A 21,698-nucleotide genomic window follows, 5' to 3' on the forward strand; every position below is an offset into this window, starting at 1 on the left:
CGCGAGCTGACGCGCAGCGCGGGGGGGCGTTGGCCGGGGTTTCCATTCTGGCCCTTGTCCTGGCCGCAGGGACCGCCCAGGCGGACAGCCTGCTGATCGGAGTCGGTGGAGACGGCGGGGCCGCGTTATACGCCGTTAGCGGCGGCGGTGGCGGCGGCGCGATTGGTGGCGCGGGAGGCACGGCCGCTCGTGCCGATCTTGGTGGCATCGCCGGCGCCGGCGCAGGATCAGGATTGAATGGCGCGGGGCTAAATGGCGGCGGTGGCAGTCTTTATGGCGGCGGCGGTGGTGGGAATAGCGGCGGCGGCGGTGGTGGCCGGGTGGTCGATCTTTCCGATACCGACATTTCCGGCAAGACACCCGCCAAGGGTGCTGTTGGCGCTGGCACGGGCACGATAGACGCGGACGGGATCTATGATTTCGTCGGCATTGGCGGCGGCGGCGGCGGCGGCGGCGGTACGGTCGGCGGAGCGGGCTCCAGCGGCGATCTTACCGTGGACGACGCCACGTTGACCGTGAACAGGTCGATCCTGGTCGGCGGTGCCGGTGGCGGTGCCGGCATCGGCGGCGCCGGTGGGGACGGTGGAGCTGGCACTCTGGCCATCGTCAATGACGGCGCGCTTGCGGTTTCAGAGACGCTTCTGATTGGCGGCAGCGCCGGCGGCGGTGCCGGCGCCGGCGCTGTCGGCGGCAACGGTGGTGCCGGCGAGGTTTCGGTCGATGCCACTTCGTCGATTTCCATCGGCGCCGGCGGCGGCCTGGTCATCGGCGGCGCGGATGGCCAGGACGGACTAGGGACGGCCGGCGGCACGGGAGGCACGGGCACGCTCAATCTCGGCGGTTCGCTGACGTTGGGGAGCGGCGCGACCTTTACCATCAATGCCGGTAGCAGCTTCAATCTCGGCAACGCCGTGGCGGGAGGCGCCAGCGCGGGCACGCTCTCAGGTGTGTCCGGCCTGACCAATGACGGCGTCATCAATTTCAACCAGTCGGACAGCTCCTACACCTTCGCCGCCGGTATCGGTGGCACGGGTCGCGTCGTTCAGGCCGGAGGTGGTACCACCACCCTCTCCGGCGCGAACACCTATAGCGGGACCACGACGGTTTCTGCCGGCACGCTGGCGGCTTCGGGCGGTTCGGCCATCGGCGATACCAGCGCCGTCACCGTGGCGAGCGGCGCGACCCTGGCGGTGAACGCCGAGGAGACCATCGGCTCGCTGGCCGGCGCGGGCTCGGTGACGCTGGCCGCCTCCAGCGGGCTGATCGCCGGCGGCGATGACACCTCCACGACCTTCACCGGGGCCATCGGGGGCGCCGGCTTCCTGACCAAGCAGGGCATCGGCACACTGACCCTCTCCGGCGCCAACACCTATAGCGGTACCACGACGGTCTCAGTCGGCACGCTGGTGGCCTCGGGCGGTTCGGCCATAGGCGATCTGAGCGCCGTCACGGTGGCGAGCGGCGCCACCCTGACGGTGAACGCGGAGGAGACCATCGGCTCGCTGGCCGGCGCGGGCTCGGTGACGCTGGCCGCTTCCAGCGGGCTGACCGCCGGCGGCGATGACAGCTCCACGACCTTCTCCGGGACCATCGCGGGCGCCGGCGGCCTGACCAAGACCGGCGACGGCCTGTTGATCCTCACCGGGACAAACACGTTCACCGGCGTGACGACCATCTCGGCCGGCACGCTGCAGATCGGCGATGGCGGCACGACCGGCTCCCTCGCCGGCGATGTGGTGAACAATGCGAGCCTGGTTTTCGACCGGTCCGACACATACGCCTTCACCGATGCGATTACCGGCAGCGGCGCGGTGACGTTCACCGGCGGCGGCACGGTGCTGTTCTCCGCGTCCTATACCGGGGCGGTGACGGTGGACGACAGCACCGTGCAACTGGCGTCGGGGTCGAGCAACCTGTCGGCCTTCACCCTCAATGATGGTGGCGTGCTCGGCGGCACGGCGGCGATCGGCGGTCTCACGGTCAATGCCGGGGGCCTTGTCGGGCCGGGCTATTCGCCGGGCACGCTGACCGTGAACGGTCCGGTGGCCTTCAATGCGGGCTCGGTCTACCAGGTGGAGGTGAACGCGGAAGGCGAGCACGACCTGATCCTCGCCACCGGGGCGGTGACGCTGTCCTCGGACGCGAGCGTCGAGGTGCTGGCGAGCCCGGGGCGCTATCCCTCGACGAGCCAGATCGCCATCCTGTCCACGACCGGCACGGTGACCGGCACCTTCGGGTCGGTCACGTCGGACTTCGCCTTTCTGGACCCGGAACTGACCTATGACATGCAGAACGTGTTCCTGACGCTGGTCTATAACGGGTTCACCTTCACCGACTATGCCCATACGCCGAACGAGGCGAGCGTGGCCGTCGCGGCGCAGGCGCTGGGCACGGGGAACGCCGTCTTCGAGGCGATCTTCGCCCTGCCTGAAGGAGCGGTGGCGCCGGCTCTCGACCAGCTCTCGGGCGAGATCCATGCCTCGGCGCTGACGGTGATCCAGCAGCAGTCGATCTATCTGCGCGACGCTGTCGGCAGCCGGCTGCGCCAGTCGCTCATCGCCCCGTCCGCCGGGGCGCTGTCCTACGCCGCCAAGGCGGCGGGCCCGGCCACGGCCCAGCTGTCCCAGGGCTTCGCCCCGACGCTCTGGGCGGAAGGCTTCGGCGGCTGGGGCGAGACCTCGGGCAACGGCAACGCGGCTTCCATCAGCACCACGGTCGGCGGCGTTTTCGGCGGCATCGACGTGGCCGTGCTCGACCATCTGCGGGTCGGCCTCGTCGGCGGCTACAGCCGGACCTCGTTCGACGTCGACGCCCGCTCCTCCCAGGGCTCGATGGACAATTACGATATCGGCCTCTATGCCGGCGCCCAGTTCGACGCCCTCGCGCTGCGCGGCGGCGCCTCCTACACCTGGCACGACATGTCGGTGTCGCGCGCGGTGGTCTTCCCCGGCTATTACGGCTCCAATGACGGCGACGACATGCTGGGCACCACCCAGCTGTTCGGCGAGATCGGCTACGACCTGTCGGTCGGGGCCTATGCCTTCGAGCCCTTTGTCGGCCTCGCCTATGTCCACATCTCCGGCGACAACCTCACCGAGAGCGGCACGCTCGCCTCGGCGTTGGCGGTAGAGGGAGCCTCGCAGAGCACGTTCTATTCCACTCTGGGCGTGCGGGCGGCCACCACCTTCACCGTGGCGGGGCGCACCCTCACTCCGAGCGCGACGCTGGGCTGGCAGCATGCCTTCGGCGACACGACGTCGTCGGCCGACATGCTGTTCGCCAGCGGCGGCACCACCGCGTTCACCATCCAGGGCGTGCCGATCGCCGAAGATGTGGCGCTGGTCGGGTTCGGGCTGGGCTACCAATTGTCCGACAGCGCCCAGATGCAGTTCAACTATGCCGGCCAGCTGGCCGACCAGGCCAACCAGAACAGCTTCAGTGCGCAGTTTTCTCTCAAGTTCTGAGCGAACGGTGCCCGCTCCGCCGCTCCGCCTTCACGTGACCGGGTTGTCCGATGACGCATCGTTTCCTGATGCTGGCGGGTTTTCTGGCCGGGCTCGGCCTCGCCGGCACGGCTTGGGCGCAGCAGCCCGCCGCCCCGGCACCGGCTGCCGCGCCCGCGCGACCCGGCCTCACCACCGCCACCTATCAGGATTGGGTGGTGCGGTGCGTGGCGGCCGACAAGGGGCGCATCTGCGAGGTGGTGCAGAACATCCAGGCGCAGGGACAGGGGGTGATCGCCAGCGTCGCGGTCGGGCGGGCCGATGCCAAGGCGCCGCTGCGGCTGGTGGTGCAACTGCCCGCCGGGGTCTGGCTGCCGGCCGGGGTGAAGGTTCAGCTCCGCGAGAAGGCCAAGCCGCTGCAGCTCGTCTTCACCCGCTGCCCGCAGGGCTGCCTCGCCGAAGTCGAACTTGACGCCACCTCGGTGCAGGCCCTGAGGACCGCCACCGAGGCCGGAAACTTCTCCTTCGAGGACGGCGCCCGCCGCCCGGTGACGCTGCCGCTCTCCTTCAGGGGCTTCACCGCGGCCCTCGACGCCAGCCTGAAGCCGTAGCCTCCAATCCGGTCGCAGGACTGGCCCGCGCATCGGCGACGCGCCGTCGGCAGCGCCTCGTTCGGCGCGCAGGCCAGAACGGCCCGAGAACGACCTTCCCGCATGTGTGCCCGGCCTTGATGAAGCCGACACGATTCGCTCCGCTCCCCGTCGTCAGGCGGGGAGAACGCGGTTGCGTGTTTAAGCGCTGATTTTTCCTTGGGAAACTGGTGCTGCGAGAGAGGATTGAACTCTCGACCTCTCCCTTACCAAGGGAGTGCTCTACCACTGAGCTACCGCAGCATTGGCCGTTGAGCGGGCGAGGCCGTCAGGGCGCCGGGACGTTTGCCACAGCGCGCCGGCCGGCGCAAGCGTCGGCGCCGCAATTCGCTCCGGCCTGTGCATGCCGCTGCCGGCCGGGCGTGGTTACGGAGGCCTTGCGGCAGGGCGTGGCAAGGGCGGAACGGGTGGCGGGAGGGGCGGTCGCCGCCGCTCCGGCGGGTCCGGTCGCCGTTGTCTGTCACTCCATGCCTGCCCCCTTGCCCGCCCTCCATGTCTGCCTTCCACGTTTGCCCCGTACCGCCCCCTGACCGATGCCATGCGTCGCCTCTTCCGTCCGTCCCGCGCCGGCCTTATGGCTTGAGGGTTGCGGCCGGCCGGCGGCGCGGAAGGAGACCAGCGGGATGAGCGGTTCGGAGGAAGATGCGCGTGCCGAGCGCCTGGCCGCCGCGCTGCGGGAGAATCTCAAGCGCCGCAAGCAGCAGGCACGCGGCCGGCAGGCGACGGACGCGCCCGGCGACAAGGCGGCCCCGGGTCTGCCGGGGGCGCTTGAGCCGGCGCGGCGCGACGAGAAGCCGTGAGCGCGCAGCGCGTGCCGGCGGCCGGCACGGGGCGCGCAGGTGCCCGCGTCGGGCGATGCCTGCACGCAGCGCGCGTTGTCCCGCCCGGCGACACGCGCTAGACCAGTAGGGGAAAAGGGCGGGGGACGCCACGAATCGGCCCCATCGACCCGTCATGCCGCGAGCGGCGGCGACGGTACCGGCCAGCGCGACCTCTGCGCGGCACGGGGCCGCGCGTGCGCCGCCCGGGCTGGAAGGAGACGACACTCTCATGGACCGCATCCGCATCGTCGGCGGCAACACCCTCAACGGGTCGATTCCGATTTCCGGCGCCAAGAACGCCGCCCTGCCGCTGATGATCGCGGGCCTGCTCACCGACGAGAAGCTGGTGCTGGAGAATGTGCCGCGCCTCGCCGACGTCTCGCTGCTCCAGCGCATCCTCGGCAATCACGGCATCGACATCACCGTCGCCGGCAAGCGGCGCGGCGACGACGCCTATGCCGGCCAGACGCTGGAGATCGACGCCCGCGTGATCGTCGACACCACGGCGCCCTATGAGCTGGTCTCCAAGATGCGCGCGAGCTTCTGGGTCATCGGCCCGCTGCTGGCGCGCATGGGCGAGGCCAAGGTGTCGCTGCCCGGCGGCTGCGCCATCGGCACGCGGCCGGTGGACCTGCACATCGCCGCGCTGGAGGCGCTCGGCACCGAGATCGAGATCGACGGCGGCTACGTGCTGGCCCGCGCGCCGAAGGGCCTCAAGGGCGGGCGCATCGTGTTCCCGAAGGTGACGGTCGGCGCCACCCATACCGCGCTGATGGCGGCGAGCCTCGCCGATGGCGAGACGACAATCGAGAACGCCGCGTGCGAGCCGGAGATCGTCGACGTCGCCGACTGCATCAACGCCATGGGCGGGCGCATCGAGGGGGCAGGTACCCCGACCATCCGCATCGTGGGCGTGCCGCGCCTCAGGGGCGCGCGCCACAGCGTGCTGCCGGACCGCATCGAGACCGGCACCTATGCGATGGCGGTGGCGATGACGGGCGGCGACGTGCTGCTTTCCGGCGCCCGGGCCGACCTGCTCGATTCGGCGCTCGACACGCTGCGCGAGGCCGGGGCGGAGATCACCGTCTCCAATGAGGGCCTGCGCGTGAGGCGCAACGGCGCCGGCCTCGCGCCGGTGGAGGTGACGACGGCGCCGTTCCCCGGCTTCCCGACCGACCTTCAGGCGCAGCTCATGGCGCTCACCACGATGGCGAGCGGCACCTCGCGCATCACCGAGACCATCTTCGAGAACCGCTTCATGCATGTGCAGGAACTCGCCCGGCTGGGCGCGCACATCCAGCTCGACGGCGAGACCGCGACCATCGAGGGCGTGGAGCGGCTGAAGGGCGCGCCTGTCATGGCGACGGACCTGCGCGCCTCGGTGTCGCTGGTGATCGGGGCGCTCGCCGCCGAGGGCGAGAGCATGATCCACCGCGTCTACCATCTCGACCGCGGCTTCGAGCGGCTGGAGGAGAAACTCTCCGCCTGCGGCGCCGAGATCGAACGCATCGCCGGCTGAATTCGCGCCGGGCGCGTGTACTCTCCTAAGTACTGTTCCTCGCCCCCTTGCCGCGACGGCGGCGCGGCGCCATCTGGGCGGCATGTGACGTTGCGGAGATGAGAATATGACCGGGCTGAAGCTGGTCGCGCTCGACGGCGAGGATCTGGCGGTCCTTTCGGTGCATTTGCAGGACGCGGTGGTGGCGGTGGGCGAGATGACCTACCTGCCGAGGGAGCGGCGCTTCGTGCTGCTCGCCAACCGCTTCGACTGGGAGAAGGCGATCCAGGCCGAGGCGATGGCCGATCCCGACGCGCCCGTGGGCACGGCGGCGGCGGCCGTCGGCCCCTGCGTGCGGCGCCGCGCGGGGTTGCGCTTCGAGCGCGTGCTCGGCGCGCGGGTGCGCGGCATCGACCTGAAGAAGAAGCTGGCCGTGCTCAATCTGCTCGCGCTGACCTTCGAGGAAAGCGAGGCGCCGTCCGGCACCATCACCTTCCTGTTCTCGGGCGGCGGCGAGGTTCAGCTCGACGTCGAATGCCTCGAAGCCGGCCTCGAGGATCTCGGCCCGGCCTGGGACGCGCGCGGCACGCCCTGCCACGAGGTCGGCTGAGCGCCGGGGGCGTGTCGCCGTTCGGGCGTTCGGGCCGGCGCGCGAAGGCTCTTGTGTTCGGCGAGCCCGGTTGCGATAGGACGATCTGACCGGTCGCCCGCCCCGGCGCAGGCCGACGCGACGCCCGCGCCCGCAACCTCGCCCTCAAGGCCGCCTGCAGGACCCGCCATGCCGATCCGCCTCGATACACGCACCCCCGATTTCACTGAGCGCTTCCGCGCCTTCCTCGGCACCAAGCGCGAGGTCTCGCAGGATGTGGCGCAGGCGGTGGCGCGCATTGTCGAGGAGGTGCGCCTGCGCGGCGACGCCGCGCTGATCGAGTTCTCGAAGACGTTCGACCGCGTGGACCTCGCAACCCTAGGCATCCGCGTGACGGCGGAGGAGATCGCGGCGGCGGTGAAGGCCTGCGATCCTGCCACGCTGGAAGCGCTGGCCTTCGCGCATGGGCGCATCCGCTCCCATCACCAGCGCCAGCTTCCCGAGAGCGGGCGCTATGTCGACGCCGCCGGCGTCGAGCTGGGCCATCGCTGGACGGCGGTGGACGCGGTGGGGCTCTATGTGCCGGGCGGCACGGCGGCCTATCCCTCCTCGGTGCTGATGAACGCGGTGCCGGCCAAGGTGGCCGGCGTCGGGCGCCTCGCCATGGTGGTGCCGGCGCCCGACGGAGTGCTCAACCCGCTGGTGCTGGCCGCCGCCCAGCTTGCCGGCGTCGACGAGGTGTATCGCGTCGGCGGCGCGCAGGCCGTGGCCGCGCTCGCCTATGGGACGGAAACCATCGCGCCCGTCGCCAAGATCGTTGGCCCCGGCAACGCCTATGTGGCCGCCGCCAAGCGCCATGTGTTCGGCACGGTCGGCATCGACATGGTGGCCGGTCCCTCCGAGGTGCTGGTGATCGCCGATGGCACGCAGAACCCGGACTGGATCGCCGCCGACCTGCTGGCGCAGGCCGAGCACGACACCGCCGCCCAGTCGATCCTGATGACCGACGACGTTGCACTGGCCGAGGCGGTGATCGCCGCCGTCGAGCGCCAGCTGGCCACCCTGCCGCGCCGCGAGATCGCCACCGCGAGCTGGGACGATTTCGGCGCGGTCATCACGCTGGCCAGCCTCGACGAGGCGCCCGCTTTGTCCGACCGCATCGCCCCCGAGCATCTGGAGATCATGGCCGAGGATGCCGAGGCGCTGGTGGCCCGCATCCGCCATGCCGGGGCGATCTTCATCGGCGCGCACACGCCGGAGGCGATCGGCGACTATGTCGGCGGCTCCAACCATGTGCTGCCGACCGCGCGCTCGGCGCGCTTCTCCTCGGGGCTCGGCGTGCTCGACTTCATGAAGCGCACCTCGATCCTCAAATGCGGGCCGGAGCAGCTGCGTGCGCTCGGCCCGGCGGCGATCGCGCTGGGCGAGGCGGAAGGGCTTGGCGCCCATGCCCGTTCGGTGGCGATCCGGCTCAACCTCTGACGGGCGCGCCATGGCCGAGCCCGGGGCCGATCCGCATGCCGCGACCCGCCGTCTGGCGGCGGTGACGCTGGACGGCGCCTCCATCGGCCGTTCCAGCATCGATGTCGATCACGAGCGGGCGGTCGCCATTTACGACCTGATCGAAGAGAACAGCTTCGCCCCGCTCGGCGATACGCAGCCCGGCCCCTACTGCCTCGCCATCTCGCTGAGCGAGGGGCGCCTCGTGCTCGACGTCACCCGCGAGGGCGGCGCCCCGGTGGTGCAGCATTATCTCTCGCTGAGCCCGCTGCGCCGGGTGGTGCGCGACTATTTCCTCGTCTGCGAGAGCTATTACTCGGCGATCCGCACCGCCAGTCCCTCGCAGATCGAGGCCATCGACATGGGCCGGCGCGGCCTGCACAACGAAGGTTCCGAGCTGCTGCGCGAGCGGCTCAAGGACAAGATCGCCCTCGATTTCGGCACGGCCCGGCGGCTGTTCACGCTGGTCTGCGCCCTGCACTGGAAGGGCTGAGCGTGCAGGTGCCGGGCGCCCCGCCGCCAATGTCCGAAGCTCCGGGCACGGCCCGGCGCACCGAGCGGCCGCAATCGGTGCTGTTCATGTGCGGGCAGAACAGCGTGCGCTCGCCCATGGCCGCCGTGCTGGCGCGCCACCTGTTCGGCCGCTCGCTCTATGTCGGCTCGGCCGGCGTGCTCAAGGGCGAGGTCGACCCCTTCGTCACCGCCGCCATCGACGAGGTGGGCCTCGATCTCTCCCGCCACCGGCCGCAGACGCTGGAGGAGCTGGAAGAAAATGAGGGGCTCGCCTTCGACCTGGTGATCACCCTGTCGCCCGATGCCCATCACCGGGCGCTGGAGCTCACCCGCACCAACGCCATCGATGTCGAGTACTGGCCGACGCCGGACCCGACGCTGGTGAGCGGCAACCGCGAGCAGCGGCTCGACGCCTACCGCGCCGTGCGTGACGAGCTGGAAGCGCGCATCCGCGCGCGCTTCCGGCCGCGCTGAGGCGCCTACGGGACATGTCCCGCAAAAACCGTTCAACTTTTGCGGCACATGCTCTAGCTTGCCGGCCGAAACGCACCGCCGCACCTGCCGGCGGAAGAGGAGTGACCGCGTGAGCGCCCGCCCGACACTGGTGCTGGCCTCGGGTTCGCCGCGCCGTCTGGCGCTGCTGGCCCAGGCCGGAATCGAACCCGACGCCCTGCTGCCCGCCGACATCGACGAGACGCCCGAGCGTGGCGAGCTGCCGCGTCGCCTCGCCCTGCGGCTGGCGCGCGAGAAGCTCATCGCCGCCGACGCCCGCCGCCGCGCGGCGAAGGAGCACGAGGGCGCCTATCTCATCGCCGCCGACACGGTGGTCGCGGTCGGCCGGCGCATCCTGCCGAAGCCCGAAGTCGCCGAGGAGGCGGAGGACTGCCTGCGCCTGCTCTCGGGCCGTGCCCACCGCGTCTATACCGGCCTCGCGCTGATGACGCCGAAGGGCGGTGTGCGCACGCGCCTCGTCGAGACGCGGGTGCGCTTCAAACGGCTCTCCGGCGAGGAGATGGCCGCTTACATCGCTGCGCGCGAATGGCAGGGCAAGGCGGGCGGCTACGCCATCCAGGGCATCGCCGGCGCCTTTGTGGTGAAGCTGGTCGGCTCCTACACCAATGTGGTGGGTCTGCCGCTCACCGAGACGGTCTCGCTGCTCGCCGGCGAGCGCTTCCCGGTGCACCAGCGCTGGGGCAACCCCGAGTGAGCGGCACCGGGACGGGAGACGGCGCATGAGCACCGAGGACGGCCCGCCGGCTAGCGAGAAGCCCTGCCCGATCTGCAGCAAGCCGGCCGTGGCGAAGTACCGGCCCTTCTGCTCCGGGCGCTGCGCCGATGTCGACCTGCACCGCTGGCTGAGCGGCGCCTACGCGATCCCCGTCACCGAGAATGACGACGAGGATGGCGAGGAGCCCTCGCTGGCGCCCAAGCCGCCCCGCGAGAGCTAACCCGCCCCGCGAGAGCTGGCCTCCGCGTGAGAGCCGGCCCGCGCGCGGACTGGCCGCCGCGCGAGATCAACGGAATGCGCCCGCCCGTCCATCCGCCGCATCCGGCGTCGGCCGCCCCATGATGCCGCCGCCTGTGTCGCCGGCGGCCGATAGCGCTGCCGGGCGGGCGCGCGCGCTGGGGACGAAGGCGATTTTCCCGTTTCCGGCATATGGACAGGGGGCGACCGAGACTCTATAACCCGCCCGCTCCGCAGCGCCCCAAGGGCCTGCCGGCTACGCCCAGGTAGCTCAGTTGGTAGAGCATGCGACTGAAAATCGCAGTGTCGGCGGTTCGACTCCGTCCCTGGGCACCATTTCCCCGCTTTAGGTGGCTCTAGGAAGCTCAAAAAGCGGGAAATTTCCTCAACTTGGCTGAATTCGAGGCTCGCGGCGGCTCTCCGGGGCTCGTTGGCATCCGCGGATGCTAACAAAGGGCGCCTCCAATTCCGTTGACAGGCATCGCCAGCCTAGCGATGCCCGCACTCGACAAGAGGCCCATAGGCGAGATCAACGCGGCAGAGGTTCTCGCGGTGCTGCGCGCCATCGAGAAACGCGGAACGCATGAGGCCGCGCGCCGGCTGATCGCGGCCAACCACGTCATCCATCTCACCCGCTGGTGGAACCCCGCGGTGGAGGAGCAGTGCAATGACCGCACGCACCGCATCGGCCAGGGCCGGCCGGTGACGGTTCACATTCCACTGGCGGTGCATCCACGCCTCGGACGCAACTCCTTCGACTGCCTGCTGCAACGGTTGATGACGCACAAGCGCGGGATCGCCGATGCCGTGCTGTGGCCGCAGGAAAGCGGAGAGATGGAGCTACGGCAGCTCTACCAAGAGATTCTGAATGGGGATGAGGCCAAGGCCGCCCCGACATCCGGTCTATCCAGGGTGGAGCGCCCCGACCTCGATATCAGCGAACCGGCAGCTGGCGTCATGCGCATTGCCGTGAAGGGCGGTGGCGCCAGCATCCTGGTGACGCACGGCATCGCCCCCGAAAGCGTTGCCGGCCTCCTGGTGCCCGAGGACGCGGCCGTTATCTCGCTGGCGGCAGCGGCCCCGCCGAAACGAGCGGTTGGGCTGCCACTCTCCGTCCTGCCCGACGCCTCGCTCTGGCCGGACTACATTCTGCCGAACTGAACCCTGCCTGCCGAGGAATCGACATCGTCCAGGAACTCGCATCCCGGCGCGATCCCCGAAAGCATGAGCCTGTCGCGGGCGCGGGTCGTTGCGACGTAGAGCAGATGCCGCTCGGTCTCTTGAATTGCCTCGAGATCGGCGACATCGCCGACAGCTGCGAGGCGCTGCGGGTCCGGCAGCACGTCTTCATCCAGCGCCATGACGGCAACAGCCCGGAACTCAAGCCCTTTGGCGTCATGCATCGCAAGGATCGCGACATCGGCGCCCGCTGCCCGTCGCGCGGCCTGCGCACGGTTCATTTGATCGGCGCCGCGCACCAGAATGGCCTGTTCCTCGGCCTTGATCCCACCCGCGACACCTTCGCGGATCCACGCACCGACGGCGGCGATCTCCTCCTCGACGCGGGCGAAGAGGCGCACTGACGGCTCCGGACCATCAAAAACCGAAACCGTGCCTCGGCGGCTTTCGCCGACGCCATCCTGATCGATGATGGTCGAGTTCAACAATCTATCGGCGAGCGAACGGATCTGATGCGAGGTGCGGTAGCAGACTTTCAGCACCTGTGAGCGCCCGCGTATGTCCAATCCGAGTTTGGCCCAGGAAAAAGGAAGATGAAAGATCCGCTGGCCGAGATCGCCGGTGAGGAAGAGAGCATCGGGACGCGCTCCGCCTGCGGCAGCGAGGAAGCGAACCTGGGCCACTGAGAGGTCCTGCGCCTCGTCGACGACCAGATGGGTGTAGGGCAATGCATACCCGTCAAGCATCCGCCGCGTCAGGCGGGCGTAGATATCGGCCCAGGTGACGAGGCCCGCCTGCCGCAGATGGTTCCGCACGACGGCGAAGGCCATCCAGGCTGCCTCCCTCTGCTTCTGGCCCAGACGGGTCTTTCGGCCGAGACGCGGGACGGCGGCGTAGCTTGCGACGTCGTCGATCTGCCAGGCGTCGACGACTTCCTCCCATTCCTCGATCAGAAAGCCCGCGGAATGCCCATCGCCATGACCCGCGCGTCGGGCGGCCTCGACAGCGCCTTGCACGGCGGCCGTGTCGGCAAGAGGCACCGCACCGAAGGCGTCGGTGTGGAGGGCATACGCCACCTGATCGAGCGCGGCCACCGTCACGCGCGCCCGCACCTGCCCTGAGGCTCCCGCCAGCAGGTCGACCTTGTGCTGCAGCGCCTCAGCCAGCGCCGGCGAGAAGCTGGTCAGCAGCACATGCGCCCCGGGCCGATGGGCGAGATGCGCCGCGCGGTGCAACGCAACGATGGTCTTGCCGGTACCGGCCGAGCCGGAAACTCGGGCGGGTCCGCTCCAGGCCTTCTCGACCAGCGCCCGCTGGGTCGGGTGCAGGAACACCGCCCATTGCTCGAAGGGCGCATCGAGCGCGGCTTTCAGTTCCTCCAGCCCTTCGACGGTGCGGAAGCGGCGCTGGGCATCGGGATGGGCGAAGGGGTCCGCCCCCGGGGGCGCTCGCAGGGCGACATGGTCCTCCAGCCGCCCGCCGGTGGCGACATCGAGCAGCGCTTCCGCTGCTTCGTCGGGCAGGCGCGCGAACAGGCCATCGACGCTGGCCACGTCGGCGGCGCGCACCGTCTCCAGCCAGTCGCGCGGCACGCCGACATCGAGCAGTTGATCGTCGGTCAGCTGCGCGAAGGGGCGGTTCGCCGGCAGGACAGCCGGTGCGGCCACGGCCTCGGTGACCGGCGCGAAGGCCAGCGGGATCTCCTCGGTCCGCTCGACGATCTCGACGAATTGCATCGCCCCGGTGCGTTCATGCGGCACCAGGCGCCGACGCTCGGCCCAACGATAGGCGTCGTCATGATGGCCGACATAGGCGATGAGGGTGCGCGCGCCGTCCATGTGCAGCACGAGGCGGATATCCTGAGACACCCGCGCGGTCCAGAAGCCCGGCGCCGCCTCCACGCGATGCAATTGCAGGCCGTTGCCGGTCGGGTCGAGCGCGAGGTCGACCGTGCTGATCTTCACCTGCTTCTGCTCGGCGGCGGACAGGCGGCCGAGCGCCTTGGTGAAGGTGGAGGCGTAGAGCAGCGTCATGCCCGCTTATCCCACCCGAACCGTCGCCCCCGCCGCGCCGCCCTGCTTCCCATCCCTAAACCGCCACCACCTTCATCACCTCGTCGCCGAGATGGTTGATGACCTTCACCGCGACACGGCCGCCGGCCGGGCGGGGGAAGGGGCGCGAGCGGGTGCGCTTGAGGCTTTCCCACGCCTCCTGGTCGATCTCCGCCTTCAGCGTCGTCTTCAGCGCCTTGTAGGGATCGTTGGCGCCGGGGAAATAGGCGTGGCGCACGCGGAAATTCTCGTAGTCGTAATCGGTGTCGATGAACCACACCGCGATGTCGTCGGCGTCCGAGCTTTCGATCTGCCCGGCCTTGTACATGTCGACGCCGGCCAGCTCGATCGAGACCAGCCCGTCGCCCTCGTCATGCGCCTGGATATCCGGCTCGCCGAACACGGTGAACAGGTTGCCGGCGCCTGTCGAGGCGAGGTCGGGCATGTGCAGATCGGGGTTGATGCGCGCCTGCAGCACGGTGAGGGCGCCCATGCGGTCGAACTCGCTGGCATGGGCGTCGAAATTGAACGCGGCGACGATCAGCAGGTCGAAGCCGGCCTCCATCGCCTCGCGGGCGGCGGCTGTTATGTCGGGGCGGGAGACGGTGCCGTATTCCGGGCCGACAAGGATGGCGGCGCGGCGCTCCGGGCTGTCGGCCAGCGTGTCGCCTTCCCCTTCGGAGGCCTGCCGCACCCGGCCCTCGGCGCAGATGAAACGGCCGGGCCAGGGCTTGATCGCGGTGAACACCAGCCGGTCCGCCTTGTGCGCCTGCTGCACGCCGGACTTCTTCAGATTGTCGAGGATCATTTCGGCGAAATCGGCGCTCTCGATGCGCTCGCCTGCCTTGCGACGGCCCTCGTTGGCTTCCAGCTCGTCGAACAGGCTGTCGTCATAGTCCACCGCCGGCACGCGGTGCGGGGAGAGGCTTTCCACCGTGAACGGACCGGCGACGCGCACGCGCGCGCGGTCGTCATAGGGCTGGTCGTAGAGATATTCGGTATCGGCCTTGGCGGCGATGGAGGCGTCGATCTCGCTCTGGCGGGCGATCCGCTGTGTCCACCACGCCGCATGCGCGGCCTTGGCCTCGGCCGGCCAGTCGGTGGCGGCCGCGCGGGGGATTTCCCATTCCTCCCACGCCTTGCCGAGGCTGGCGTTCAGCGTCGCGCGCAGCGGCTCCAGCTTCTGCTGGAAGGCCTCCCAGATGGTGTCGATCTCGGCATTGTTGGCGATGGATTTCAGCGTGATGTGCGGCGCGCGCTTATAGACGAAGCCGTGGCGCAGGCGGTTATAGGTCGGCGTCTGCGAGGGGAGAGAGCGCGTGGTCTGGGAGGCTTTAAGCTGGCGCCGGACCGCACTCCCCAAAAGACGCAGCCGACGAAAATTCACCTGCGTCCATGCACACCATATCAATCGCCTACATAACATTGAGACTGATGCCATCTCAGATTTTCTAACGACGGCCAATATGCACTATCCTGCGGTAGCTTTATCGAAGCCCCATGCAGGCGTCGATATTCATTGCCGTTGTTGAATACTTGCCGAATTTTATCGCTGACATGAAATTTGTATTCATCGGTGATCGTCGCAAAGCCGGCATCTAACACGCTGTGTATATCCTTGCGAAGCAGGAGCCCATTGGAAGCCTCGTGCGTGCCACCTAACGAATAGGGCCTGATATGAGCGGCTTCCAAGGCGGGAAGCACGCGCGTCTCCGAAATGGCGCACTCGAAGCGATACTGACCGGCGATCCTGATTCTGAATGCGCCTTGTCCCAGGCGCGGCAATATGGATACAGGCTCGCCATAGCGAGCCTGTTCAACCTCTTCGAAGCCCTCAAAACTCTTCTTGGCTCGGGAAAACAAGACAGACGGATGCGTCCGCTGTTCCAGTTGCTGGAGTAGCCGGGCGCCCTCACCGTAATGGGAGTCGTAGACCTTTCCCGTTACGATATTTGAGGACCAGTCCGATGGAATTTCGAACCACTCATCAGGCTCAAAGAAAACCGGATTCGCCAAGACGCGGCATCCAATAAGCGTCTGGGGGGTAATTTGCTGGTCTGTCCGGTAACGACGAATGGCGCGCATCATGTCACCTAGATCAGGATGGCCGTTAGCTATACCGAGAGAGTCCCATGCGAATTGGATGGGAACATTGATACTGCTCACGAGAACGCCGTATCCGCCGATGACATTTCGAGGGCTCTTCAGGCGAAAGACAAATAAACCGCCTTCGCCAATTGCCTTAAATAACTGCTGATTAGGTTTCCAAAAATTTACGTCTTCCAACGGTTGGTTTGACTTCAGAAAATCGAACCACTGATTATCAGTGTTCGCGACGTAAATCTGATGCATCATCAATCTGCATATTCGAGAAAGAACGCGTTAGGTTATAGAATAGCCGCTGATTTACCTTTGTATAGATCATTAGCAGCCGCAACCCGGCCGAACTCGGCCTCCCAATCGCTGTCGATGACGGCGTAGTTGATGTGGCAGCGCGGGCCGGTCTCGTAGCGGTCCTTCGATGTCATGAAGCGCACATGGCGCGTCGAGCCCTCGCGATTATAGGGATCGAGCAGCGCCAGTACCCGCCCGCCGCCCTCCTGCCCGCGGGTGATCGCCGCCATGATGCGGTCGGCCACGCGGTCGGCAATGCCGTAATAGAGCAGCTGCGCCGGCTGGGTGCCGCCGGCGCAGACCAGGTGCTCGGCCATCCAGCGCCGCACGATCGGCTTCAGCTGCATGATGAGGCCGACCCTGGGCTGGGCATTGGCATCGGTGAGCCGGCGCTTGACGATCCATTCCGCCAGCCGGAACACGATGGCGGCAGGCCGCATGTCGGCAAGGTGCGCCAAAGTGAGGTCCGCCTGCTCGCCGATGATGCCGGCATTCACCGTCTCGGTGGCGCCGACAAGGTCCGGCGTCAGTTCCAGCGTTGAATCGGCGCTGAAGTCGGCGGTGAGCACGTCCTGCGCCAGCTCGGTGCGGTAGCCCTCGACACGGGGAAAGCGGATCTCGCTGCTGTCGCGCTCCGGGCTGACCGCGAAGACGCGCTCCATATTGTCCGGCGGGCTGGGCTTGGCGACCACGGGCTGGGCGGTGAAATCGAAGGGAATGCCGAGCACATCGGCATATTCCACCTTGAACAGCCCATCGCCCTGCAGCTTATAGGACTGGCGGCGCAGCGCCCGGCCGATCACCTGCTCGCACAGGAGCTGGGTGCCGAAGGCGCGCACGCCCAGCACATGGGTCACGGTGTTGGCGTCCCAGCCCTCGGTCAGCATCGACACCGAGACCACGCAGCGTATGCCCTCGCCCAGCGCGCCCTTGCGGCCGACCGTGTTCATCACCTCGCGCAGCAGCGTGGCATCGTCGATGCTCTCGGCGGCGAAGCGGTCGCCGGTGCGCTGGGTCAGCTCGTCCTTGAAGCGCTGGATTTCCGGGCCCGCCGCCTCGCGGAACTCGGGGCTGATCGCCTCGCCGCTGTCCAGCTGGCCGCTGTCGATGAGCAGGGTGCGCATGCGCGGCAGGGCGATGCCGTCCGGATCGAAATTGCGGAACAGTGGGCACTTTCCGGCAACCAGCGAGCGGTTGCCGTCCTCGCCTTCCAGTTCGTAGCCGGCAATGTAGTCATGCACCAGCTTGGAGGTGGCGGTGTTGTTGCACACCACGATGAAGACCGGATCGACGCCGATCCCGTTCTCGCGCCAGAGCGCGTGGGTTTTCTCGTAATGGCCGTACAGCGCGTCGATGGCGCTCAGCAGCGGGTTCGGCAGCTTCTGCGGGTCATAGCCCTTGGCGCTGGCCCGCCCCTTCTTCGGCATAAGCTTGCCGATATGCTCCCACAGATTGCGGAACATCGGGGTGTCGCCGCCCGGCACATTGTCCATGATCGGCACGCGCGGCAGCTTGACGATGCCGCACTCGATCGCGTCCATCAGGCTGAAGTCGCTCATCACCCAGCCGAACAGCGAGCCTTCGCGATAGCCCGAGCCGCGCAGGAAGAAGGGGGTGGCGGAGAGGTCGTAGACCATCTGCGTGCCAAGCTCGCGCTTGATCGCCTCGAGGCCCGAAATCCACAGTCGCGCCGCCTCGTTGGCCTCCTTCGCCGCGGCGAGTTCCTCGCCTTTCAGGCCCGCCTGCTCCTCGGCGGTGAGCGGGCGCTCGCGATAGCAGTGATGGGCCTCGTCGTTCAGCACGACGATGTTCTTCATCCCCATCAGTTCCGGCGCCACCCGGCGGATCATAACGCCATCGCTCTCCTCGCGCGGCACCGTCTTCAACGCGGCGCGCTGCACCTTGTTGAGCGGCAGCTCGTCCTTCTTCTTGAAGGCGTGGAAATTGGTGATGACGATCTTGGCCCGCCCCATGTCGGGCAGCATGTCTTCGGGCACGATCTCGCGGGTGCTGTAGTAGCTGTCGGGATCGTTGGGCTGCAGCACGCGAAGCCGGTCCTTGATGGTGATGCCGGGCGCCACCACCAGGAAGCCGCGGGAAAACTTCTTCGCGTTGGGATGGCGCACCGCGTTGACGGTCTGCCAGGCGATCAGCATGGCCATGACGGTGGTCTTGCCCGCCCCCGTCGCCAGCTTCAGCGCAAGGCGCATGAGTTCGGGATTGGACGCCGCATTGGCGGCTTCCAGATGCGTCCAGAAGCGCCGGCCCTGAGAGGACGATTTCGGCGCCACCTCGGTCAGCCAGATCACCGTCTCCACCGCCTCGATCTGGCAGAAGAACGGCTTCTGGTTGGCGAAGCGGTGCGTGCGCCAGTGCCGCAGCAGCCGCGCGGTGGTGGGCGTCACCTGCCACTGGCTCTCCGGCAGGCGCCGCCAGCTCTCCACCGCCGAGCGGATGCCGTTGATCACTTCGGTCGGATTGTACTCCTGACCGCCCTCATCGGTCAGCAGATCAGGTTGCAGCGCCTTGCCACGTAGCTTGCGGGGCTTCGGGATGGGAGAGACCAGTGCGCTCGGCCGTCTCCTCGCGATGAGCAGACTGGTCGGCTGCCCATTGGCATCAAGATCCCAATGGCGGTCAGGCTCTTTATAGGGCGAGTTGAGAATGGGAGACCGAAAAAACGCTTCACTCATCGGACTCTGCATCTCCCACCACAACCGCGTCGACGGTACCGCACTCTCGCACATCGCATCTAGGGATGGTCAAGACAACGCCGTGCGACTGGCGCGTGTTCTGGACCATCACGTGTTTAGCCGATGATCTGAGACCCTGATCCTCCTCCAGATTTAGGTAGAGTCCGTCAATCATGGAGACGGACGATGCGAGCCTCAAGGTTCACAGAGGAACAGATCATCGGGATGCTGAAGGAGCACGAGGCGGGCGCGAAGACCGCTGACGTCTGCCGCAAGCACGGCATCTCCTCGGCGACCTTCTAGAAGTTCAAGGCCAAGTACGGCGGCATGGACGTGTCCGATGCCCGGCGGCTGAAGGCGATGGAACTCCCATCAAGCGGGTTGAGTACGGCCCCTACGCGCTCGAGCTGGCGATTATCGGCTCGATCAGATGCGCGGCCATCCCGCCTGGGGCCCGGCCTTTCCCTCCCCGATGAGCCAGTGCGCGAGGGCGTCCATGTTGCGTGCGTTGCGTGTCGCCTTGCTCCGCACGAGGTAGAAGCCGGTGTCCAGCTCGATAGTTGGCCCCAGCACCCGCAGGCGGCCGGAGGCAAGATGCGCGTCGAGGTAGCGGGCATCGGTGAGAACGACCCCCGCGCCCGCCAGTGCCGCTTCGAGCGCCTGCGCCCTGTTCTCTACCGCCATGCCGTCCTCGGGCGCCGCGCCCTTCCGCCCGGAGGCTCGCCACCACCGGCCCCAATCGCGAAAGCGGGTACGGGCGTGGATGAGCGGCCAGGCTGAGGACGGCTGCAGCGGCAGCCCCGGGGCCGCCGCGGGGACCAGCGTTTCGCGAAACAGCAGCGTCGCCTCCACCCCCGGCCATCCGCCCGATCCATGGCGGATGGCGCAATCCAGGTCTTCCGCATCGAGATCCACGATCCTCTGCGTCGTCAGCACGGCGATCTCGATGCCGGGGTGGGCGTGCTGGAAGCAGGGCAGGCGCGGCAATAGCCAGTTGGCAGCGAGCGTGTTCACGGTCGACAGCCTTATCTGCCGAAGCCGCCGTTGCAGCGGCGCGACGGCGGCTTCGATCTTCTCCATGGCGTCGCCCATGGCAGCGAGCAGGGCGATGCCGTCGTCGGTCAGCACCGAGATCCGGCCGATCCTGCTGACGAGTTGCACCCCGAGCTCGGTCTCCAGATCCGCGATGCGGTGGGAAAGCGCGGACCGCGAGATGCGCAACGCCTCGGCCGCGGGCCCCTGCCGCTTGTGCCGCGCCAGCGCATCTAGGGCGGCAAGGCCGCGCAGCGACGGCAGACCGGAGGACATGGGCCTTCCTCTCTTCCGCTCGCACCGCGACCGGACCGATAGGTGAGAAGTTCTCACCGATTTGACCGCAAACATCCGCTAGTTTCCAGCACGAAAGAACAGTCAGGAGTGCTTCATGACACCCCCCGCGCGCGCTCCGCTCGCAGCGATGGACGTGCAGCCACGCCGCAAGGCTTCGAGCTACCCCGCGCCGTTCGCCGCGCGCATGTCGGGGCGGGAGAAGCGCCAGCTCGGCGACGTCTTCGGCCTCTCGCGCTTCGGCGTGAACCTCACCACGCTGGCACCCGGCGCGCAGTCCGCGCTGCTCCATCGACATACGCGGCAGGAGGAGTTCGTCTACATCCTGAGTGGCACGCCCACCTTGCGGACGGACGAGGGCGAGTTTCCCCTCCAGCCCGGCATGTGCATCGGCTTCCCCGCGAACGGGTTGGCACATCATCTGGTCAACCGCACCGCGGAGGAGGTCCGCTATCTGGAGATCGGCGACCGGGACCCCCAGGACGTGGGCCAATATCCGGAGGACGACCTCGTGGCGCGGTTCTCGGCGCGAGGCTGGTCCTTCACTCGCAAGGATGGCACGCCATGGTGAGGCACCCATGATTTCGCACGTGAATCTTGGCATCAATGATATTGCCGCCGCCCGGCGCTTCTATGATCCGCTGATGGCGCGCCTTGGCTGGCGGCTGCGCTTCTCCAACGCCGCGAGCGGACGGGCGGGGTGGGAACCGGCGTCAGGCGGGCGCCCCTTGTTCCTGCTGGGCAGGCCTTATGACGGCCGCCCGGCCACCGCGGGTAACGGCGCCATGGTGGCCCTCCTCGCCGCCGACCGGGCGACCGTGGACGATATCCACCGCATGGCGATCGACGCCGGCGGAACGGACGAGGGGAAGCCGGGCCTCAGGCCGCACTACCACCCGGACTATTACGGCGCCTACTTCCGCGACCTCGAGGGCAACAAGATCTGCATCTGCTGCCATGCCGCGCCATGAGACGTTCGGGCTGGTCAACCCGGGACAACGGAACCGCGCCACGCGCCAGAGAGGAGATGTTCCGCCACGCCGACACATGGATCGCCGCCTGGAAGAGCCGCTCGGCGGGCGTTTGTGTCGGCGCGCCTGGTCCGGTGGCGGTCTGGCAGCCGCCGAGCGTAAGCGTGACCAGAAGGAGCAGCAGCGGGGAGGACCGCCATCGGCCTTTCCCCTCGGCTTGGCGTTCGCTGCGAACTGGCTCGAGCAGATATCGGGGGGCCGAAGTTCCGATTGGTGGCCTCGGTGTTGGCCCTGCGGAAAATCGAACTGGGAAAACTGATTTATAATCAGTGTTTTGCCGATAATTTGTGAAGAAGCGCCCGGCACCATTTCCCCCGTAGCGCTCTGTCTCGTGTCGCCTGTCACCTGCGTGGCAAGGCGCTGGTGCCGCGCCGGTTTCGGGTTTCCTCAACCAGATTGACCCGCCGCGACCCGCTGCCGGCGGGTGCAACGTATCGCGCGGTCCCGCACGCGCCGGTGCCGGCTCCGGCGTTCCGGAAATAAAGCCCCAATGCGCTCCCCGGCGGGCTTGGCAGCCGGCCCGAGTGGTTTCAGTCTGTCCCCCG

18 protein-coding genes, 2 tRNA genes and 1 pseudogene are annotated in these 21,698 nt (G+C 68.1%); 15 read left to right on the plus strand and 6 right to left on the minus strand.

Translation table 11 applies throughout. The features are described from left to right. Positions 1 to 320: 320 nt before the first annotated feature. Positions 321 to 3,464: an autotransporter domain-containing protein gene (locus tag GBB76_RS15485; protein WP_162375614.1), complete on the plus strand. Its 3,144-nt coding sequence runs from the start codon at positions 321 to 323 to the stop codon at positions 3,462 to 3,464. 50 nt (positions 3,465 to 3,514) lie between these two features. Next, the gene (locus GBB76_RS15490; protein ID WP_152304136.1) at positions 3,515 to 4,054 is read left to right on the plus strand and encodes an invasion associated locus B family protein; all 540 of its coding nucleotides are present in this window, start codon (positions 3,515 to 3,517) and stop codon (positions 4,052 to 4,054) included. 207 nt (positions 4,055 to 4,261) lie between these two features. Here the strand turns inward: GBB76_RS15490 and GBB76_RS15495 are convergent. Then, positions 4,262 to 4,336 (minus strand) — tRNA-Thr (locus tag GBB76_RS15495). 380 nt (positions 4,337 to 4,716) lie between these two features. On the opposite strand from GBB76_RS15495, the gene GBB76_RS18775 reads away from it, so the two are divergent. The 10 genes from GBB76_RS18775 (at position 4,717) to GBB76_RS18780 (ending at position 11,640) form a co-directional block, all read left to right on the plus strand. Further along, positions 4,717 to 4,893 (plus strand): hypothetical protein, encoded by a 177-nt coding sequence (locus tag GBB76_RS18775; protein ID WP_202911118.1) that lies wholly within the window; start codon positions 4,717 to 4,719, stop codon positions 4,891 to 4,893. Positions 4,894 to 5,143: 250 nt separating this feature from the next. Next, positions 5,144 to 6,433 (plus strand): UDP-N-acetylglucosamine 1-carboxyvinyltransferase, encoded by a 1,290-nt coding sequence (murA, locus tag GBB76_RS15500; protein WP_152304137.1) that lies wholly within the window; start codon positions 5,144 to 5,146, stop codon positions 6,431 to 6,433. Positions 6,434 to 6,539: 106 nt separating this feature from the next. Further along, positions 6,540 to 7,022: a DUF2948 family protein gene (locus GBB76_RS15505; protein WP_152304138.1), complete on the plus strand. Its 483-nt coding sequence runs from the start codon at positions 6,540 to 6,542 to the stop codon at positions 7,020 to 7,022. Positions 7,023 to 7,190: 168 nt separating this feature from the next. Then, positions 7,191 to 8,483, plus strand: coding sequence for a histidinol dehydrogenase (gene hisD / locus GBB76_RS15510; protein ID WP_152304139.1), 1,293 nt, complete (start codon positions 7,191 to 7,193; stop codon positions 8,481 to 8,483). Positions 8,484 to 8,493: 10 nt separating this feature from the next. Then, a complete protein-coding gene (locus tag GBB76_RS15515; RefSeq protein ID WP_152304140.1) occupies positions 8,494 to 8,994 on the plus strand; it encodes a UPF0262 family protein in 501 nt (166 codons plus the stop codon). A 29-nt stretch (positions 8,995 to 9,023) separates the two neighbouring features. Continuing rightward, positions 9,024 to 9,488 carry a low molecular weight phosphatase family protein gene (locus tag GBB76_RS15520; RefSeq protein ID WP_202911119.1) on the plus strand — a complete coding sequence of 155 codons (465 nt, stop codon included), beginning with the start codon at positions 9,024 to 9,026 and terminating at the stop codon, positions 9,486 to 9,488. A gap of 109 nt (positions 9,489 to 9,597) precedes the next feature. After that, a complete protein-coding gene (locus tag GBB76_RS15525; protein ID WP_152304141.1) occupies positions 9,598 to 10,221 on the plus strand; it encodes a Maf-like protein in 624 nt (207 codons plus the stop codon). Positions 10,222 to 10,246: 25 nt separating this feature from the next. Beyond that, positions 10,247 to 10,462 carry a DNA gyrase inhibitor YacG gene (gene yacG / locus GBB76_RS15530; protein ID WP_152304142.1) on the plus strand — a complete coding sequence of 72 codons (216 nt, stop codon included), beginning with the start codon at positions 10,247 to 10,249 and terminating at the stop codon, positions 10,460 to 10,462. Positions 10,463 to 10,739: 277 nt separating this feature from the next. After that, positions 10,740 to 10,815: transfer RNA gene (locus GBB76_RS15535), tRNA-Phe, on the plus strand. A 159-nt stretch (positions 10,816 to 10,974) separates the two neighbouring features. After that, positions 10,975 to 11,640, plus strand: a complete 666-nt coding sequence (locus GBB76_RS18780; protein ID WP_152304143.1) for a hypothetical protein — start codon at positions 10,975 to 10,977, stop codon at positions 11,638 to 11,640. Here the strand turns inward: GBB76_RS18780 and GBB76_RS15545 are convergent. The 4 genes from GBB76_RS15545 to GBB76_RS15560 are packed head-to-tail and all read right to left on the minus strand — an operon-like array spanning position 11,622 to position 18,796. Beyond that, a complete protein-coding gene (locus GBB76_RS15545) occupies positions 11,622 to 13,691 on the minus strand; it encodes a 3'-5' exonuclease (RefSeq protein ID WP_152304144.1) in 2,070 nt (689 codons plus the stop codon). The genes GBB76_RS18780 and GBB76_RS15545 overlap by 19 nt on opposite strands. 55 nt (positions 13,692 to 13,746) lie before the next feature. Further along, complete coding sequence (locus GBB76_RS18870) at positions 13,747 to 15,072, minus strand: hypothetical protein (RefSeq protein WP_246668949.1); 1,326 nt, start codon at positions 15,070 to 15,072, stop codon at positions 13,747 to 13,749. Positions 15,073 to 15,116: 44 nt separating this feature from the next. Then, positions 15,117 to 16,061: an HNH endonuclease gene (locus GBB76_RS15555; protein ID WP_162375616.1), complete on the minus strand. Its 945-nt coding sequence runs from the start codon at positions 16,059 to 16,061 to the stop codon at positions 15,117 to 15,119. 35 nt (positions 16,062 to 16,096) lie between these two features. Further along, complete coding sequence (locus GBB76_RS15560; RefSeq protein ID WP_202911120.1) at positions 16,097 to 18,796, minus strand: BPTD_3080 family restriction endonuclease; 2,700 nt, start codon at positions 18,794 to 18,796, stop codon at positions 16,097 to 16,099. 186 nt (positions 18,797 to 18,982) lie between these two features. On the opposite strand from GBB76_RS15560, the pseudogene GBB76_RS15565 reads away from it, so the two are divergent. Continuing rightward, positions 18,983 to 19,162: pseudogene (locus GBB76_RS15565) on the plus strand (transposase); the annotation flags it as partial. Positions 19,163 to 19,222: 60 nt separating this feature from the next. On the opposite strand, the gene GBB76_RS15570 reads toward GBB76_RS15565, so the two are convergent. After that, positions 19,223 to 20,104 (minus strand): LysR substrate-binding domain-containing protein, encoded by an 882-nt coding sequence (locus GBB76_RS15570; RefSeq protein WP_152304147.1) that lies wholly within the window; start codon positions 20,102 to 20,104, stop codon positions 19,223 to 19,225. A gap of 115 nt (positions 20,105 to 20,219) precedes the next feature. Here GBB76_RS15570 and GBB76_RS15575 point away from each other — a divergent pair, with 115 nt between their 5' ends. Both GBB76_RS15575 and GBB76_RS15580 read left to right on the plus strand, forming a co-directional pair. Beyond that, the gene (locus tag GBB76_RS15575; RefSeq protein WP_152304148.1) at positions 20,220 to 20,693 is read left to right on the plus strand and encodes a cupin domain-containing protein; all 474 of its coding nucleotides are present in this window, start codon (positions 20,220 to 20,222) and stop codon (positions 20,691 to 20,693) included. Positions 20,694 to 20,700: 7 nt separating this feature from the next. Then, a complete protein-coding gene (locus GBB76_RS15580; protein WP_152304149.1) occupies positions 20,701 to 21,093 on the plus strand; it encodes a VOC family protein in 393 nt (130 codons plus the stop codon). Positions 21,094 to 21,698: the final 605 nt, after the last annotated feature.

This window comes from Ancylobacter sp. TS-1 (assembly GCF_009223885.1).
Lineage (GTDB): Bacteria > Pseudomonadota > Alphaproteobacteria > Rhizobiales > Xanthobacteraceae > Ancylobacter.

Excerpts from the sequence above, each read along its gene's own strand:
- GBB76_RS15545 (WP_152304144.1), bottom strand. The coding sequence starts at position 13,691 with ATGACGCTGCTCTACGCCTCCACCTTCACCAAGGCGCTCGGCCGCCTG.
- yacG (WP_152304142.1), top strand. The coding sequence starts at position 10,247 with ATGAGCACCGAGGACGGCCCGCCGGCTAGCGAGAAGCCCTGCCCGATC.
- GBB76_RS18780 (WP_152304143.1), top strand. The coding sequence starts at position 10,975 with ATGCCCGCACTCGACAAGAGGCCCATAGGCGAGATCAACGCGGCAGAG.
- GBB76_RS15570 (WP_152304147.1), bottom strand. The coding sequence starts at position 20,104 with ATGTCCTCCGGTCTGCCGTCGCTGCGCGGCCTTGCCGCCCTAGATGCG.
- GBB76_RS15505 (WP_152304138.1), top strand. The coding sequence starts at position 6,540 with ATGACCGGGCTGAAGCTGGTCGCGCTCGACGGCGAGGATCTGGCGGTC.
- GBB76_RS15515 (WP_152304140.1), top strand. The coding sequence starts at position 8,494 with ATGGCCGAGCCCGGGGCCGATCCGCATGCCGCGACCCGCCGTCTGGCG.
- GBB76_RS18775 (WP_202911118.1), top strand. The coding sequence starts at position 4,717 with ATGAGCGGTTCGGAGGAAGATGCGCGTGCCGAGCGCCTGGCCGCCGCG.
- GBB76_RS15580 (WP_152304149.1), top strand. The coding sequence starts at position 20,701 with ATGATTTCGCACGTGAATCTTGGCATCAATGATATTGCCGCCGCCCGG.
- GBB76_RS15555 (WP_162375616.1), bottom strand. The coding sequence starts at position 16,061 with ATGCATCAGATTTACGTCGCGAACACTGATAATCAGTGGTTCGATTTT.
- hisD (WP_152304139.1), top strand. The coding sequence starts at position 7,191 with ATGCCGATCCGCCTCGATACACGCACCCCCGATTTCACTGAGCGCTTC.
- GBB76_RS15490 (WP_152304136.1), top strand. The coding sequence starts at position 3,515 with ATGACGCATCGTTTCCTGATGCTGGCGGGTTTTCTGGCCGGGCTCGGC.
- GBB76_RS15560 (WP_202911120.1), bottom strand. The coding sequence starts at position 18,796 with ATGAGTGAAGCGTTTTTTCGGTCTCCCATTCTCAACTCGCCCTATAAA.
- GBB76_RS15520 (WP_202911119.1), top strand. The coding sequence starts at position 9,024 with ATGTCCGAAGCTCCGGGCACGGCCCGGCGCACCGAGCGGCCGCAATCG.
- murA (WP_152304137.1), top strand. The coding sequence starts at position 5,144 with ATGGACCGCATCCGCATCGTCGGCGGCAACACCCTCAACGGGTCGATT.
- GBB76_RS15575 (WP_152304148.1), top strand. The coding sequence starts at position 20,220 with ATGACACCCCCCGCGCGCGCTCCGCTCGCAGCGATGGACGTGCAGCCA.